13 protein-coding genes and 1 riboswitch are annotated in these 15093 nt (G+C 60.6%); of the genes, 8 read left to right on the top strand and 5 right to left on the bottom strand.

Features of this window, described 5'->3' with window-relative positions; genetic code table 11:
* Positions 1 to 50 precede the first annotated feature (50 nt).
* The 5 genes from AB4N91_RS24395 to hldE all read left to right on the top strand — a co-directional run bounded on the left by AB4N91_RS24395 (position 51) and on the right by hldE (position 5120).
* Positions 51 to 299, top strand: a complete 249-nt coding sequence (locus tag AB4N91_RS24395) for a hypothetical protein (protein ID WP_224795494.1) — start codon at positions 51 to 53, stop codon at positions 297 to 299.
* A gap of 33 nt (positions 300 to 332) precedes the next feature.
* A complete protein-coding gene (gene msbA, locus AB4N91_RS24390; protein WP_077747660.1) occupies positions 333 to 2135 on the top strand; it encodes a lipid A export permease/ATP-binding protein MsbA in 1803 nt (600 codons plus the stop codon).
* Positions 2136 to 2293: 158 nt separating this feature from the next.
* Positions 2294 to 2998: a sulfotransferase family 2 domain-containing protein gene (locus AB4N91_RS24385; protein WP_077747661.1), complete on the top strand. Its 705-nt coding sequence runs from the start codon at positions 2294 to 2296 to the stop codon at positions 2996 to 2998.
* The gene (cysC, locus tag AB4N91_RS24380; protein ID WP_169857561.1) at positions 2991 to 3596 is read left to right on the top strand and encodes an adenylyl-sulfate kinase; all 606 of its coding nucleotides are present in this window, start codon (positions 2991 to 2993) and stop codon (positions 3594 to 3596) included. Before AB4N91_RS24385 ends, cysC begins: the two co-directional genes overlap by 8 nt.
* Positions 3597 to 3698: 102 nt before the next feature.
* Entirely contained in the window at positions 3699 to 5120 is a 1422-nt protein-coding gene (gene hldE / locus AB4N91_RS24375) for a bifunctional D-glycero-beta-D-manno-heptose-7-phosphate kinase/D-glycero-beta-D-manno-heptose 1-phosphate adenylyltransferase HldE (protein WP_010464267.1), read from the top strand.
* Between the two features lie 160 nt (positions 5121 to 5280).
* Here hldE and AB4N91_RS24370 read toward each other — a convergent pair whose 3' ends face one another.
* The 4 genes from AB4N91_RS24370 to AB4N91_RS24355 form a co-directional block, all read right to left on the bottom strand.
* Positions 5281 to 6246 (bottom strand): hypothetical protein, encoded by a 966-nt coding sequence (locus AB4N91_RS24370; RefSeq protein WP_010464265.1) that lies wholly within the window; start codon positions 6244 to 6246, stop codon positions 5281 to 5283.
* A 32-nt stretch (positions 6247 to 6278) separates the two neighbouring features.
* Positions 6279 to 7091, bottom strand: a complete 813-nt coding sequence (locus AB4N91_RS24365; RefSeq protein ID WP_077747663.1) for an aldo/keto reductase — start codon at positions 7089 to 7091, stop codon at positions 6279 to 6281.
* The gene (locus AB4N91_RS24360; RefSeq protein ID WP_077747664.1) at positions 7088 to 8263 is read right to left on the bottom strand and encodes an NAD(P)/FAD-dependent oxidoreductase; all 1176 of its coding nucleotides are present in this window, start codon (positions 8261 to 8263) and stop codon (positions 7088 to 7090) included. The genes AB4N91_RS24365 and AB4N91_RS24360 overlap by 4 nt, the downstream gene beginning before the upstream one ends.
* Before the next feature lie 241 nt (positions 8264 to 8504).
* The gene (locus AB4N91_RS24355; protein ID WP_010464258.1) at positions 8505 to 8837 is read right to left on the bottom strand and encodes a DMT family transporter; all 333 of its coding nucleotides are present in this window, start codon (positions 8835 to 8837) and stop codon (positions 8505 to 8507) included.
* Between the two features lie 103 nt (positions 8838 to 8940).
* Here AB4N91_RS24355 and AB4N91_RS24350 point away from each other — a divergent pair, with 103 nt between their 5' ends.
* Both AB4N91_RS24350 and waaA read left to right on the top strand, forming a co-directional pair.
* The gene (locus AB4N91_RS24350) at positions 8941 to 9861 is read left to right on the top strand and encodes a LysR family transcriptional regulator (protein ID WP_427701168.1); all 921 of its coding nucleotides are present in this window, start codon (positions 8941 to 8943) and stop codon (positions 9859 to 9861) included.
* The gene (gene waaA / locus AB4N91_RS24345; protein ID WP_010464254.1) at positions 9854 to 11134 is read left to right on the top strand and encodes a lipid IV(A) 3-deoxy-D-manno-octulosonic acid transferase; all 1281 of its coding nucleotides are present in this window, start codon (positions 9854 to 9856) and stop codon (positions 11132 to 11134) included. Before AB4N91_RS24350 ends, waaA begins: the two co-directional genes overlap by 8 nt.
* 147 nt (positions 11135 to 11281) lie before the next feature.
* Here waaA and AB4N91_RS24340 read toward each other — a convergent pair whose 3' ends face one another.
* Positions 11282 to 12721, bottom strand: a complete 1440-nt coding sequence (locus tag AB4N91_RS24340; RefSeq protein WP_083375188.1) for a TolC family outer membrane protein — start codon at positions 12719 to 12721, stop codon at positions 11282 to 11284.
* Between the two features lie 190 nt (positions 12722 to 12911).
* Positions 12912 to 13017: riboswitch (TPP riboswitch) on the top strand.
* Positions 13018 to 13185: 168 nt separating this feature from the next.
* Here AB4N91_RS24340 and thiC point away from each other — a divergent pair.
* On the top strand, positions 13186 to 15075 hold the full coding sequence (gene thiC / locus AB4N91_RS24335) for a phosphomethylpyrimidine synthase ThiC (RefSeq protein ID WP_010464250.1): 1890 nt from the start codon (positions 13186 to 13188) through the stop codon (positions 15073 to 15075).
* The last annotated feature ends 18 nt before the right edge of the window (positions 15076 to 15093 follow it).

Here is a 15093-nt window from a genome sequence, read left to right as displayed (position 1 = left end):
CAAAGGGCAATCAGCGCTGGAATGCTGAACAGGCCATAAAAAAGCTTGTGATGCAGACTTCGTCCCGGCAGGAAAAACAGCGCGCACAAAAGCAAAAAGTAGCCGACCGGAAGAATCCAGAGGCAAATGAAATCGAAGACTCGATTGGATACGCTATTGAAACCGCTGAGTTGCATGCTGAGAGATTCAATCCTGAAGTTGATCGGCCATTTTGGAGCGATGGCTATTTGATGCTTAATCTGACGCGTAACAATAACAGCCTTTATGCGATTGCCAGAACCCTGAGGAAGCTGTGCTAAAGTCAGCGTCCTTTTTATCGACATTCGCGTGATATGACCGACTCCAGTCTCTCCGCAAGCCCTTCGAGCTTGAAAATCTACTTCCGCCTGCTCGGCTATGTCCGGCCGTATATCAGCCTGTTTCTGATCAGCATCGTCGGTTTTCTGATTTTCGCTTCGACGCAGCCAATGCTCGGCTACATCCTAAAGTACTTCGTCGACGGCCTGTCCAACCCCGAGGCAGTGCTGTTTCCAACCGTGCCTTACCTGCGAGACCTGCAACTGCTGCAGGCGGTGCCGTTGCTGATCATCCTGATCGCCGCATGGCAGGGGCTGGGATCTTATCTGGGCAACTACTTTCTGGCCAAGGTTTCCCTCGGGCTGGTCCATGATTTACGTGTGCAGTTGTTTAATAACCTGCTGGTTTTGCCCAATCGGTATTTCGACAAGCATAACTCGGGTCATCTGATTTCACGTATCACCTTCAACGTGACGATGGTCACCGGGGCGGCAACAGATGCGATCAAGGTCGTAATCCGAGAAGGCATGACGGTCATCTTCCTGTTCGCCTCGCTGCTGTTCATGAACTGGAAGCTGACGCTGGTGATGGTTGCGATCCTGCCGTTGATCGCGGTGATGGTGCGCACAGCAAGCAAGAAATTCCGCAAGCAAAGCAAGAAAATCCAGTTGGCCATGGGCGACGTGACGCACGTGGCTTCGGAAACCATCCAGGGCTATCGCGTGGTGCGCAGCTTCGGCGGCGAAGTCTACGAAGAAAAGCGCTTTTACGAGGCCAGCCAGGGCAATACTGACAAACAACTGCGCATGACCCGTACCGGCGCCATCTATACGCCGTTGCTGCAACTGGTGATCTACAGCGCCATGGCGGTGCTGATGTTCCTGGTGCTGTACCTGCGCGGCGATGCGTCGGCCGGTGACATGGTCGCCTACATCACCCTGGCCGGCCTGCTTCCCAAGCCGATCCGTCAATTGTCCGAAGTCAGCTCGACCATCCAGAAAGGTGTGGCTGGTGCCGAGAGCATCTTCGAGCAGCTGGACGTCGCGCCGGAAATCGATACCGGCACGGTCGAGCGTGATGCCGTCAGCGGTCGTCTGGACGTGCGCCACTTGAGCTTCACTTATCCGGACACCGATCGCCAGGTACTCGACGACATCAGTTTCTCGGTCGAGCCGGGGCAAATGGTGGCACTGGTCGGGCGTTCGGGCAGCGGCAAGTCGACCCTGGCCAACCTGATTCCGCGTTTCTATCACCACGACAAAGGCGAGATCCTGATCGATGGCGTTGAAGTGGAGCAGTACAAATTGCTGAACCTGCGCAAACACATCGCCCAGGTGACCCAGCACGTGACCCTGTTCAGCGACACCGTGGCCAATAACATTGCCTATGGCGATCTGGCGGGGGCGCCCCGTGAAGACATCGAAAAAGCGGCAAGAGACGCCTATGCGATGGACTTCATCGCACAATTGCCCGAGGGCCTGGACACCCAGGTCGGCGAGAACGGCGTGTTGTTGTCCGGTGGACAGCGCCAGCGCCTGGCGATTGCCCGTGCCTTGTTGAAGAACGCACCATTGCTGATTCTCGACGAAGCCACTTCGGCCCTCGACACCGAGTCCGAGCGGCATATTCAGGCGGCACTGGACCAGGTCATGAAAGGCCGGACCACTCTGGTGATCGCTCACCGGTTGTCGACCATCGAGAAGGCGGACCTGATTCTGGTCATGGACCAGGGCCGGATCGTCGAGCGCGGCACCCATGCCGAGCTCCTGGCGCAAAATGGCTATTACGCCCGCCTGAACGCCATGGGCCTCGACGCCCCGGCGGAAGACATCGCCTGACCTTTGTTCACCGGGCGCGCAATGTGCCCGGTGATTTGTATCAAGACCTTTACCTTCCTTGACCAAACCTGAATAAAACTACGCTCCGCGCTTGTTAATGTTCCTGAACGAACCTTGACTTCAATCGAGAGGGCCATCCCTTTCGCGCGGGTGCTTTCATGTTGCAACGTTATCTCTGGAAACTCCTGCCCAAGCCGCAACGGGCTTTCCTGCTGGGGCGCCTGTCGGTGGTCGACCGTCAGGTGGTGAACAAGTCAATGTCGGCCAACCTGCATTTTCCCAAGGCCTTCGAACAGCGCTCCTGTCTGTTCATTCATGTCCCCAAGTGCGCCGGAAGCAGCGTCTGCGCGGCGCTGTTCGATAACTGGAGCCCGGGTCACTTGCCGCTGTACTGGTACGAACAACAGTTTCCCGAGCAGTTCGCCGCCTGTTTCAAATTCGCTTTCGTTCGCGACCCGTTGGAGAGGGCCTATTCCGCCTACGCGTTTTTGCGAGGCAACGCGTTGGGACCGCGCGATCACGCGGCGCAGAAACTGGTCAGCCATTACCGCGACTTCGACGACTTTGTCGGTCGCTGGCTGCACCCTGAAACGATCCGCCAGCAACTGCATTTCGCCGCGCAGACGGATTTTCTCACCGACTCCCTGGGGCATCTTGCGTTGGACTTCATGGGTTACCAGGAGCATCTGGAGCGGGACTTCCAGCTGGTCTGCGAGCAATTGGGACATTCGGCGTTGCTGCCGCACGTCAACAGTTCCCGGCAGCGGCAGTCGATGCCGGCCCGTGACTTCTGCTCGGTTCGGACCCGTCGGCTGGTACGGCGGGCGTATCAGCGTGATTACGAGCTGCTTGGTTATGAATGAGGTGCTATCCATGCCCGCTTGCGCCATCAGACCTTACAATTTGTCGCTGTCGAATGAAGCCCGGGCCTCGATCAAGTCCCAGCGACCGCGCTGCCTCTGGCTGACGGGGTTGTCGGGGGCGGGCAAGTCGACCCTGGCCAACGCCCTTGAGCTGCGGCTCAATCAGTTCGAGCTGCACACGTTTCTACTCGATGGCGATAACTTGCGCGCTGGTTTGTGCCGTGATCTGGGGATGGGAGCGGATTGTCGCCGGGAAAACATCCGGCGCATGGCCGAGGTGGCGCGGCTGATGGTCGATGCCGGCCTGATTGTGATCGTTGCGGCGATCTCGCCCTTTCGCGCCGAGCGTGAGGCCGCACGTCGTTTATTCGCCAAAGGCGATTTCATCGAGGTGTATGTCAGCACGCCGTTCGCGGTGTGCGCGCAACGCGACCCGAAAGGTTTGTATCAGGCTGCACGGGAAGGGCGCATCAAGGACTTCACCGGCATCGACAGCCCGTACGAGGCGCCGCTGTCGGCCGAGTGCGAGATCGATACCGAGGCACTGAGCCTGGCAGACGCTTGCCTTCGACTGACGGCATTTTTGCTCAATAAATGAACAGTTTTACCCTGAAGGCCATCCCGTTGCAGCCGTCGCGCAAGCCTGCGCCAACCCTGTGGTAATATCGCGCCCCTGTTCATTTTGTATGTGGGTTGCTCCATGAAGTTGTCCATGCCGCGATTCGATCAAGCCCCTGTCTTGGTGGTCGGCGATGTCATGCTCGACCGTTACTGGCATGGTGGTACCTCACGGATTTCCCCTGAGGCGCCGGTGCCGGTAGTCAAGGTCGAGCAAATCGAGGACCGCCCGGGCGGTGCCGCCAACGTTGCGTTGAACATTGCCGCCCTCGGCGCACCGGCCTCGCTGGTCGGCGTGACCGGCGACGATGAAGCTGCCGACAGCCTGGCCAATAGCCTCAAGGGCGCTGGCGTGCGGGCATTGTTCCAGCGCATTGCGCACCAGCCGACCATCGTCAAGCTGCGGGTCATGAGCCGTCACCAGCAATTGCTGCGTATCGACTTCGAAGAACCCTTCGCCACCGACGCCCTGGCGCTGGGCGAGCAGGTCGACGAACTGCTCGAAGGCATCAAGGTGCTGGTGCTGTCCGACTACGGCAAAGGCGCACTGAAAAACCATCAGGTGCTGATCCAGGCCGCCCGTGCCCGTGGCATTCCGGTGTTGGCCGATCCCAAGGGCAAGGACTTCTCGATCTACCGTGGCGCGAGCTTGATCACGCCGAACCTCAGCGAATTCGAAACCATCGTTGGCGGTTGCGCCGATGAGCATGAGCTGGTCAGCAAGGGCGCGCAGTTGATGCACGACCTGGACCTCGGCGCGTTGCTGGTGACCCGTGGCGAGCACGGCATGACCTTGTTGCGCCCGGACCATCCGGCGCTGCACCTGCCGGCTCGTGCGCGTGAAGTGTTCGACGTGACCGGTGCCGGCGACACGGTGATTTCCACGCTGGCGGCCGCGATTGCTGCAGGCGAAGAGCTGCCACATGCGGTGGCCCTGGCCAATCTGGCGGCGGGCATCGTCGTCGGCAAGCTCGGTACGGCGGCGATCAGTGCCCCGGAACTGCGTCGTGCCATCCAGCGCGAAGAAGGTTCCGAGCGCGGTGTGCTGGGCCTTGAGCAGTTGCTGCTGGCGGTCGACGATGCGCGAGCACATAAAGAGAAGATTGTTTTCACCAACGGCTGCTTCGACATCCTGCACGCCGGCCACGTGACCTACCTCGAGCAGGCACGCGCCCAAGGCGATCGTCTGATCGTTGCGGTCAACGACGATGCCTCGGTCAGCCGCCTGAAAGGGCCGGGTCGTCCGATCAATAGCGTCGACCGTCGCATGGCCGTACTGGCCGGTCTGGGCGCCGTGGATTGGGTGATCAGCTTCCCTGAAGGCACCCCTGAAAACCTGCTGCGCGAGGTCAAGCCGGACGTGTTGGTCAAGGGCGGGGATTACGGGATCGACCAGGTGGTCGGCGCGGACATCGTGACCGCTTACGGCGGAACCGTGAAAGTGCTGGGGCTGGTGGCAAACAGTTCGACTACCGCAATAGTCGAAAAAATCCGCAATAACTGAAGACGACGCGGTCACTGTGGTGAGGGAGCTTGCTCCCGCTGGGCTGCGAAGCGGCCCCAAAACCATACACCGCGTGATTTCAGGGAATACTCGTTAGCCGGTGCGGCTACTGCGTAGCCGAGCGGGAGCAAGCTCCCTCGCCACACAAGCACTCTTGTTCCTATCGCACTGCCTTACGCGGCACAATCTTCTTCAGCAATTGCTTCGCCTTCCCGCGTAACCGGGCCAGACCCGAATCCTTCCCCGGCGGGCTCAATCCCTGCTGCCGTACCCAATCCTTCCAGCGAATCCGCTCATCGCGCACCAGCCAGCCTTCCTGCTGGGCAAAACTCTCTGCCAGGTACAGCCCGCGCGTACTCGCCGGGTACAGCTGATCCTTTTTCAAGGTATACAGCTCGGCCATCGGCTGGCCGTCCTGCAGCGGCATCAAATACAAATCGGGGCGCTTGCGATCGAGCCGGGCCACCAGCTGATCGCCCTCCAGTCGCTCATCGACATGAAACAGGCTCAGGGACTTGGCTTCCTTGGGTACGTCCAGGCGCAAGTCATAAATCAATTGCAGCGAAGCCGTCGGCAAATGCACGTAAGCCCGCGGACGTTCGATCAACTGCATCTTGGCGCAACGCACAGGCCGTGCGGAGCCGGACAACGGCGTCAGGCGAAAGGGTAATGCCTCGCGATAATGCAGCGCCGAGGAGTAGGGCGCCGGCAGCCAGGTGTCATTGAAGCGTCCGCCAAGCCAGCCTTCCGGGGTTTCCAGCAGGCACTCTTCGGCGATCTCCTGGATCGCCGTATGCAGTGGCAGGTTCAGCTCGTGGGCTGGCACGTAACCGGAGATTAACTTGAGCACCACATCGCCGCGGTCTTGCCGGCGTTGACGCACCAAGACCCAGTAATCGCGATTCTGCCAATGCAGGGTCAGGCGCACCGAGACCCCAAGGTTGGCCAGTTCCAGCGAGAAGCGCTCAGTGTCGGGCACCGTCACAGGGCGGCGACGTTGCAGGGTCTGGGAGAAATTGAGCGGCATCCCGACGCTCTGATAGCTCAAGCCTTCGGGAGTCGCTTCGACGTACAACGGCAGGGTCTTGAAGTTGCTCGGGTTCTTTCTTATGAGCGTGCGCGGCATGTCGGCTCCTGCTTAAGGCCGCGTGGGCGGCATCAGTTTCTACGTAGGACCTGGGCAACGGTCGCGACGTTGTGGGCGAGGTGCAGCGGATTGATGGTCCCGACAATAGCACTGGCAACACCCGGATGTTCAAACAACAACTCGAAGCTGGCGCGCACCGGGTCCACGCCCGGACTCAGGCAGACGTGACCGCTGGCGAGGGCTTTTTTGACCAGAATGGCTTTGCCGTGAGCAGCAGCATAGTCAATGACCGGCTTCTCGCTCTGTTCGTTCAGATTGTAGGTGACCATGGCGCAATCACCCTGTTCCAGAGCCTTCAAACCCCCTTCGACGGTTTTGCCGGAAAAACCGAAGCCGCGAATCTTGCCTTCGGCCTTGAGCGCGGCGAGGGTCGCGTAGACCTCGCTGTCATTGAGAATTGCCAGGTCGTTGCCGTCGGAGTGCACCAGCACCAGATCGATAACATCTGTTTCCAGGCGTTGCAGGCTGCGCTCCACTGAACGTCGAGTATGGGCGGCGCTGAAGTCGTGACTCGACTGGCCGTCGGCAAATTCTTCGCCGACCTTGCTGACGATCACCCAGTCCTCACGCTGACCACGCAACAGCGGGCCGAGGCGCTCTTCACTGCGGCCATAAGCCGGGGCGGTGTCGATCAGGTTAATGCCCATATCGCGCGCGAGTTTGAGCAGCATGCGCGCTTCGTCATCGCCGGGAATCTGGAAACCGTTGGGGTATTTCACGCCTTGGTCGCGGCCCAGTTTTACCGTGCCCAGGCCCAGGGGCGAAACCATCAGGCCAGTGCTGCCCAGGGGGCGATGCAGGTCGTGCAGGGTCTTTACGCTCATGGCAGCAGTTGCTCCCAGGCTGGAACGCAAATCGGTGGTTTTGGCAAGTCGGGCAGCGGCGCTGTATGGCTTGGCTGGATGCCGTCACGCTGTAAAGACGCGATGACCCGGTCGGCGAAGTCCGGCGCCAGTGCCAGTTTGGTCGGCCAACCGACCAGCAGCCGGCCTTCTTCGGCAAGGAAGGCATTGTCCGGGCGCGTCAGTCCCGATTGCAGCGGTTCGGCGCGATCCACACGCAAGGTGGCCCATTGCGCGGTGCTCAGGTCGATCCATGGCAGCAACTGGCCGAGTTCTTTCTGCGCTGTGGCGATTTGCTCGGCGGGTTCACGGGCAACCCCTTCGGCTTCAGCGATATCGCCGCCCATGTACCAGACCCATTGGCCATCGGCGGCAGGATGGGTGGTCACGGTCAGGCGCGGTTTGGTGCCGCCGCCCAGGCAGTGGGCATACAGCGGTTTGAGGCTCGGGCCTTTGGCGATGATCATGTGCAACGGCCGGCGCTGCATGGCGGGCTGGCTCAGCCCCAGGGCGTCGAGCAGCGTCGCGGTGCCGGCACCGGCGCTGAGCACGATGCGCTGGGCGCGGATCTCACGTCCGTCGACCTTCAGGCCCACCAGAACCCCGGCCTCCAGCAACGGTTCGATCTTCTGACCGGCGAGCAGGCCATCACCAGCCAGGTCGGCCAGGCGCTGAATCAGGCTTGGCACGTCGATGACCAGTTCCGCCAATCGGTAAACCTTGCCCTTGAAGCGCTTGTCTTGCAGGGCCGGCGGCAGTTGGTCGCCCTTGACCTGATCGACACGGCCACGCACGGCTTTGCTGGCGAAGAAACTGGTGAGGTTGCCAGCGAGGGTGCCAGGGGACCAGAGGTAATGGGCTTCGGACAGCAGGCGCACGCCGGTCAGATCCAGCTCGCCGTCGCCGGCAAGGGCTTCACGCCAGCGGCGTGGCATGTCGGCGATGGCTTCCGAGGCACCGGTCAGGGCGCCATGCAGCGCGTACTTGGCGCCGCCGTGGATGATGCCCTGGGACTTCACACTCTGCCCGCCGCCGAGGCTGGCGCTTTCCACCAGCACGGTCGAAAAACCCTGGCGGCGCAGGCGCGCATTCAGCCAGAGGCCGGCGACACCAGCGCCGACAATCAGAACGTCGGTGGAAATAACGGATGGCATGCAGCGACCTCAGTGTTCAAGACGAGGGCGCAGTATACAGACTCGAAGATTGGAGGTTTTATTGCTGATCAACAGAGGCTATACGCAGGACCTGTGGCGAGGGAGCTTGCTCCCGTTGTGTCGCGAAGCGGCCCCCAAATCTAACGATGCGGTTATTCAGATAAACCGCATCAGGCTATTTACGACTGCTTCGCAGCCGAGCGGGAGCAAGCTCCCTCGCCACAGGGGATTGGGGTGACAGTCAGTGGCCAGCGGTTTTGGAGAAGAGCTGGATGACGACGACGCCCAATACGATCAACGCCATCCCCAGCATCGCCGGTACATCCAGTTTCTGCCCGTAGATAAACAGCGCCGCGATGCTGACCATCACGATGCCCAAACCGGCCCACACCGCATAAGCGACGCCCACCGGAACGCTGCGCACCACCAGGGTCAGCATCCAGAAGGCAATGCCGTAACCGACAATCACCAGAATCAGCGGCAGCGGGGTGCTGAAGCCTTTGACGGCTTTCATTGAAACGGTCGCGATCACTTCGGCGCAGATGGCAATGGCCAGGTAGTAGTAAGCGGTCATAGGTGCATCCTCGTGTGAAGTGTTGCTGTCTGAGTTCGGCATTCTAGAGATTCTCCAGATGCGGTAAAGTCATTACCTATCTGTTCTGAAGATGGGTTGACTCATGAGCATGCAATGGAATCTGGAGCAGCTGCGCCTGTTTGTCAGCGTAGCGGAGCAGCGTTCGTTTTCTGCCGTAGCACGGGTTCAGCGCAAGGCGCAGTCGGCGGTCAGCAGTTCGATTGCGCTGCTGGAGGAAGACCTCGGCGTCAGCCTGTTCGACCGCAGCAGCGGCCGTCAGCCGAAACTCACCGAGGCCGGCAATGCCTTGCTGGAGGAGGCGCGGGAAGTCTTGCGTCAGTGCGAGCGCCTGAACGGCCGGGCGCTGGCGATGATGCGCGGACAGGAAGCGCGTTTGCGCGTAGCTCAGGATGAGGCGATGCCCTATCAGCCGATCATCGAAAGCTTTGCAGCCCTGGCCGACAAATTTCCCAGCCTTGAAGTGCAGCTGACCAGTGCCGCTCAAGGTGATGTGGCGCGCAAACTGGTCGAGCGTCGGGCCGATCTGGGACTGTTGTTTTATCACGACCAGATCCCCGAAGCGCTTGAGCGTCGGGTGCTCGGCAGCGTCGAAATGCTCACCGTATGCGGCGTCGGTCATCCATTGGCGAAACAGGCGCAGGTTGATTGTCAGCAACTGGCGCAGCACCGCCAGCTGCTGATGTCCACCCAGTCCAGTGTCTATCCCGGCAGTGAGCCGGCCAGCCCGCAGGTTTGGCGGGCCGACAGCTTCTATGTGATGGCCGAATGGCTGGTGCGCGGCCTCGGCTGGGCCTGGCTGCCACGGCACGTGGTGCAGTACCCGGCGTATCAGGACCTGATGGTCGAACTGGACAGCGAATGGACCCCGCCGGCGCTGGTTGTTGAGCTGGTCTGGCGCCGCGATGAACCCCTCGGCCCGGCGGCTCGTTGGCTGGCAGAACGTTTTGCCGTGCATTTGCGGGCGATCGGCGAAAAAAACGATAAACTCCGCCGCCATGAATAGAACTCTCTACACCGCGCTGTTTTACTTGGGGCTGCCATTGGTAGCGATTCGGCTGTGGCTGCGTTCGCGCAAGGCGCCGGCGTATGCCAAACGCATTGGCGAACGCTTCTCCCTCGGCCTGCCGACGATGAAGCCGGGCGGCATCTGGGTGCACGCGGTGTCCGTTGGCGAGAGCATTGCCGCAGCGCCGATGATTCGCGCCCTGCTGCAACGTTATCCACAGCTGCCGATTACCGTGACCTGCATGACCCCGACCGGTTCGGAGCGCATCCATGCCCTGTTTGCCAACGAGCCGCGCATCCAGCACTGCTATTTGCCTTACGACTTGCCGTGCGCGGCAGCACGGTTTCTCGATCGGGTCCAGCCGAAACTGGCGGTAATCATGGAGACCGAACTCTGGCCGAACCACATCCATCAGTGCGCCAAGCGCGGGATTGCGGTGGCGTTGGCCAATGCGCGATTGTCCGAACGTTCGGCCAAGGGTTATGGCCGCTTCCGGAAACTCACCCAGCCGATGCTCGCCGAGATGAGCCTGTTCGCGGTGCAGACCGAAGCCGAAGCTCAGCGCTTCCTTAACCTGGGTGCGCGTGCGGACACTGTCGAAGTGACCGGCTCGATCAAGTTTGACCTGACCATCGATCCGCAATTGCTTCTGCGCGCCACCGAATTGCGCGCGCAATGGCAGGCGCAGGAACGCCCGGTGTGGATCGCCGCGAGTACTCACGAAGGTGAAGACGAAGTGGTGCTGGCGGCCCATCGTCAGTTGCTGGCCAATCATCCCGATGCGTTGCTGATTCTGGTGCCGCGTCATCCAGAGCGTTTCAACTCAGTGTTCGCCTTGTGCCAGCAGCAGGGATTCGCCACGGTGCGTCGTTCCTCCGGCGAGCCGGTCACGGCTAATACGTCGGTGTTGCTGGGCGACACCATGGGTGAGTTGCTGTTTCTTTATGCCTTGGCGGACAGCGCGTTTGTCGGCGGCAGCCTGGTGCCGAACGGCGGGCATAACCTGCTGGAACCGGCGGCGCTGGCCAAACCGGTGCTGTGCGGCCCGCACCTGTTCAACTTCCTCGAAATCGCCGCACAATTGCGCAGCGCCGGGGCGTTGCAGGAAGTGGAGGATGCCGAAGGCCTGGCGCTGGCGGTACAGCGGCTGTTCGAATTGCCGCGCGATGCGCAGCGAATGGCGGAGGCTGGGTTGAAAGTGATGCGCACCAATCAAGGCGCGTTGCAGCGGCTACTGGATGGGTTGGGGCGGTTGATCGACTTGACTTGATACCTGTGGCGAGGGAGCTTGCTCCCGTTCGGCTGCGAAGCAGTCGTCAGTCCGGCTTTCTCGGTGTGTCAGGAAACTGCGAGTTGCAGGAGTTGGGGCCGCTTCGCAGCCCAGCGGGAGCAAGCTCCCTGGCCACAGAACCGGTTTTTACTGCGTTGGATTTGCCTTCAACTGCGCCGCCGCAGCCTTCGCCAGATCCGGTGGCAGGAAGTCCTTGTCCGGGTTGTAGTCGGCCTTGAGATAACGCGCCAGGTCCTGCAAATCCCCCGGGTTCAACGTGCCGGCAGCCTGCTTCAAACGCAGGTTGTCGAGGATGTAGTCGTAGCGGGTGTTGTTGTAGTTGCGCACCGAGGTGTACAGCTGACGCTGGGCATCCAGCACGTCAACGATATTTCGCGTGCCGACCTGATAACCGATTTCAGTCGCTTCCACCGCACTCTGGTTGGAGATGATCGACTGTTTGCGTGCCTGCACCTGCTCAACGTCGGTGTTCACCGCCCGGTGCAGGTTGCGGGTGCTTTCCACGATTTGCCGGCGCAGGGATTCACGTTGCTGCTCGGACTGGTCCAGTTGCGCATACGATTGGCGCACCTGGGAGTTGATCAGGCCGCCACTGTAGATCGGGATGTTCACTTGCAGGCCCACCGTCGTTTGTTCGACGTTGCCGCCATACGGCTGGCCAAAGGCGTTCGGGTTGCCGAAGCCCAAGGCGTCGTTATCACCTTTTTCGTACTTCGCCACGGCATCGAGGGTCGGTGCATGACCCGCCTTGCGCTGCTTGAGTGTTTCTTCGGCTGCACTGACGGCGTAATTGCTGGCCAGCAAATTAAGGTTCTGCTTCGCCGCGGTATCGACCCAGGCCTTGGCATCATTCGGTGATGGCGGCAGGATCGGCAGTGTGTGGACAATGCCCTGGATCGAGTTGTATTGGCGGTTGGTCAGGGTGATCAACGCTTCGAACGCATCATCCACCTGGCGCTGGGCGAGGATCCGGTTGGCCCGTGCCGTGTCGTAGCTGGCTTGCGACTGCAGCACGTCGGTCTTGTCCGACAGGCCGACATCGAAGCGCTCGTTGGACTGGTCGAGCTGGCGTTTGAACGCGGCTTCCTCGGCCTTGGTCGAGGCCAGGTTGTCCTGGGTGCGCAGCACGTTGAAGTAGCTTTCGGCTGTCTGCAGGATCAGGTTCTGTTCAGTTGCCGAGAGTTGCAACGCGGCCTGTTCGTTGACGTCCTTGGCGGCCTGGAACTGGAACCAGCGATCGGCACGGAACAGCGGTTGTGCCAACGTCGCTTGATAGGAATGAGCGTTACGGTTGGCGGTGGCCGAAGGCTGATCGATCGCGGTGCGCACGTTGGCGAGCTCGGCGCCGCCCGAGAGATTGGGCAGCAGCCCGGCGCGGGCCTGGGGCACCACTTCTTTCTGGGCACCGTATTGGGCGCGGGCGGCAGCCAGGTCGGCGTTGTTGTCCACCGCTTCCTGGTAGACGCTGACCAGATCGGTTTTGGTCGATAAGGGCGCTTCTGCTGCCCAGGCCATTCCATTGGACGCACAAGACACGGCAAGGGCCAGTGATAGGTTGCGCAGCATGAGGCCATCCCTAAAATTACGCTGATAATTTGAGCGCCAAGGCTACGGCGCGGCCCATACAGCGTCAAGGCGCAGCATGGCTTGGCGAGTGTAATTGTCGCCAAGCACGGCAACAATCCGGTAATTGCGCCATTCATCATGGTGTTTACCGCGGTGTTGGCGTTCTTTGCCAGTTGTGTCTAGACTGGCCGGGTTCTTGTCGGGGTGCCTTGCTATGAGGCTGAGATCGAATAATTTCGGATCCCGTTGAACCTGATCAGGTTAGCGCCTGCGTAGGGAACAAGATTTCTCGTCACCCGGCGAGTCCTCTTGTGCTTCGTCCGGGATGTTGTTCGACAATCGAACACCCCTCGAGCACTGAGCACAGCACCAACGGCTTCGTTATGGCTGATTGGTCGCGTCCATTCGTTACAGGTTCGCTCCGACAAAATTCCACTGCCTGGATGCTGTCTGGAGAGCCCGTGATGACGATAAAACTAAAAAACACTACGAACCTGAGTGACTCGGCCCAAGTCGATCAACAATCGGTTCAGCCGTTTACCCGCTCGCAAAAAATCTATGTCCAGGGTTCCCGCCCGGACATCCTCGTGCCGATGCGCGAAATCAGCCTCGACGTGACCCCGACCGACTTCGGCGGCGAGATCAACGCGCCTGTCGTTGTGTACGACACCTCGGGCCCGTACACCGACCCCAACGTCATCATCGACGTGCGCAAGGGCCTGGCTGATGTGCGCTCGCCTTGGATTGAATCCCGTGGCGACACCGAGCGCCTGCCCGGCCTGAGCTCGAACTTCGGCCAGGAACGCCTCGCCGACGCCGAACTCACCAAGCTGCGTTTCGCCCACGTCAACAACCCGCGCCGCGCCAAGGCCGGGGCCAACGTCAGCCAGATGCACTACGCCCGCAAAGGCATCATTACCGCCGAGATGGAATACGTCGCCATCCGCGAAAACATGAAGCTCGAAGTGGCTCGCGCCGCCGGGCTGCTGGACCAGCAACACGCCGGTCACAGCTTCGGTGCCAGCGTGCCGAAAATCATTACGCCTGAATTTGTCCGTGACGAGATCGCCCGCGGTCGCGCGATCATCCCGGCCAACATCAACCACACCGAACTGGAACCGATGATCATCGGCCGTAACTTCCTGGTGAAGATCAACGGCAACATCGGCAACAGCGCCTTGGGTTCGTCCATCGAAGAAGAAGTGGCGAAACTGACCTGGGGCATTCGCTGGGGTTCGGACACGGTCATGGACCTGTCCACCGGCAAGCACATTCACGAAACCCGCGAGTGGATCATCCGTAACTCGCCGGTGCCTATCGGTACCGTGCCGATCTATCAAGCGTTGGAAAAAGTCGGCGGCGCCGCCGAAGACCTGACCTGGGAGCTGTTCCGCGACACGCTGATCGAACAGGCCGAGCAGGGCGTCGACTACTTCACCATCCACGCCGGCGTGTTGCTGCGCTACGTGCCGCTGACCGCCAAGCGCGTCACCGGGATCGTTTCCCGTGGCGGCTCGATCATGGCCAAGTGGTGCCTGGCCCACCACAAAGAGAACTTCCTCTACACCCATTTCGAAGACATCTGCGAAATCATGAAGGCCTATGACGTCAGCTTCTCGCTGGGTGATGGCCTGCGTCCGGGCTCGATTGCCGACGCCAACGACGCCGCGCAATTCGGTGAGCTGGAAACCCTCGGCGAGCTGACCAAGATCGCCTGGAAGCACGATGTGCAATGCATGATCGAAGGCCCTGGCCACGTGCCGATGCAGTTGATCAAGGAAAACATGGACAAGCAGCTCGAGTGCTGCGACGAGGCGCCGTTCTACACCCTCGGTCCGCTGACCACGGACATCGCACCGGGCTACGACCACATCACCTCGGGTATCGGTGCGGCGATGATCGGCTGGTTCGGTTGCGCCATGCTTTGCTACGTCACGCCGAAGGAACACTTGGGCCTGCCGAACAAGGATGACGTGAAGACCGGGATTATCACCTACAAGATCGCCGCGCATGCCGCCGATCTGGCCAAAGGGCATCCGGGCGCGCAGATCCGCGACAACGCCTTGAGCAAGGCGCGATTCGAATTCCGTTGGGAAGACCAGTTCAACCTGGGCCTTGATCCCGACACCGCTCGTTCGTATCACGATGAGACCTTGCCGAAGGATTCGGCCAAGGTCGCGCATTTCTGCTCCATGTGCGGGCCGAAATTCTGTTCGATGAAGATCACCCAGGAAGTCCGCGAATACGCGGCTAACCAACGGATCGAAACCGTCGACGCCGAAGTCGCCCAGGGATTGGCGGACCAGGCTGAGCGGTTCAAGCAGGAAGGCAGTCAGCTGTACAAGAAAATCTAGCCACGAGCGACAAGCGAC

Source organism: Pseudomonas sp. H3_D04 (genome assembly GCF_054669175.1).
Note: the sequence above shows the minus strand (reverse complement) of the source record. Positions and strands in the feature narration are given on the sequence as shown.

What these genes read in the sequence shown, in the direction of transcription:
- AB4N91_RS24360 (WP_077747664.1), bottom strand. Translation starts at nt 8,263, where the DNA reads ATGCCATCCGTTATTTCCACCGACGTTCTGATTGTCGGCGCTGGTGTC.
- AB4N91_RS24395 (WP_224795494.1), top strand. Translation starts at nt 51, where the DNA reads ATGCAGACTTCGTCCCGGCAGGAAAAACAGCGCGCACAAAAGCAAAAA.
- hldE (WP_010464267.1), top strand. Translation starts at nt 3,699, where the DNA reads ATGAAGTTGTCCATGCCGCGATTCGATCAAGCCCCTGTCTTGGTGGTC.
- AB4N91_RS24355 (WP_010464258.1), bottom strand. Translation starts at nt 8,837, where the DNA reads ATGACCGCTTACTACTACCTGGCCATTGCCATCTGCGCCGAAGTGATC.
- AB4N91_RS24365 (WP_077747663.1), bottom strand. Translation starts at nt 7,091, where the DNA reads ATGAGCGTAAAGACCCTGCACGACCTGCATCGCCCCCTGGGCAGCACT.
- AB4N91_RS24370 (WP_010464265.1), bottom strand. Translation starts at nt 6,246, where the DNA reads ATGCCGCGCACGCTCATAAGAAAGAACCCGAGCAACTTCAAGACCCTG.
- AB4N91_RS24350 (WP_427701168.1), top strand. Translation starts at nt 8,941, where the DNA reads ATGAGCATGCAATGGAATCTGGAGCAGCTGCGCCTGTTTGTCAGCGTA.
- AB4N91_RS24340 (WP_083375188.1), bottom strand. Translation starts at nt 12,721, where the DNA reads ATGCTGCGCAACCTATCACTGGCCCTTGCCGTGTCTTGTGCGTCCAAT.
- waaA (WP_010464254.1), top strand. Translation starts at nt 9,854, where the DNA reads ATGAATAGAACTCTCTACACCGCGCTGTTTTACTTGGGGCTGCCATTG.
- cysC (WP_169857561.1), top strand. Translation starts at nt 2,991, where the DNA reads ATGAATGAGGTGCTATCCATGCCCGCTTGCGCCATCAGACCTTACAAT.
- msbA (WP_077747660.1), top strand. Translation starts at nt 333, where the DNA reads ATGACCGACTCCAGTCTCTCCGCAAGCCCTTCGAGCTTGAAAATCTAC.
- thiC (WP_010464250.1), top strand. Translation starts at nt 13,186, where the DNA reads ATGACGATAAAACTAAAAAACACTACGAACCTGAGTGACTCGGCCCAA.
- AB4N91_RS24385 (WP_077747661.1), top strand. Translation starts at nt 2,294, where the DNA reads ATGTTGCAACGTTATCTCTGGAAACTCCTGCCCAAGCCGCAACGGGCT.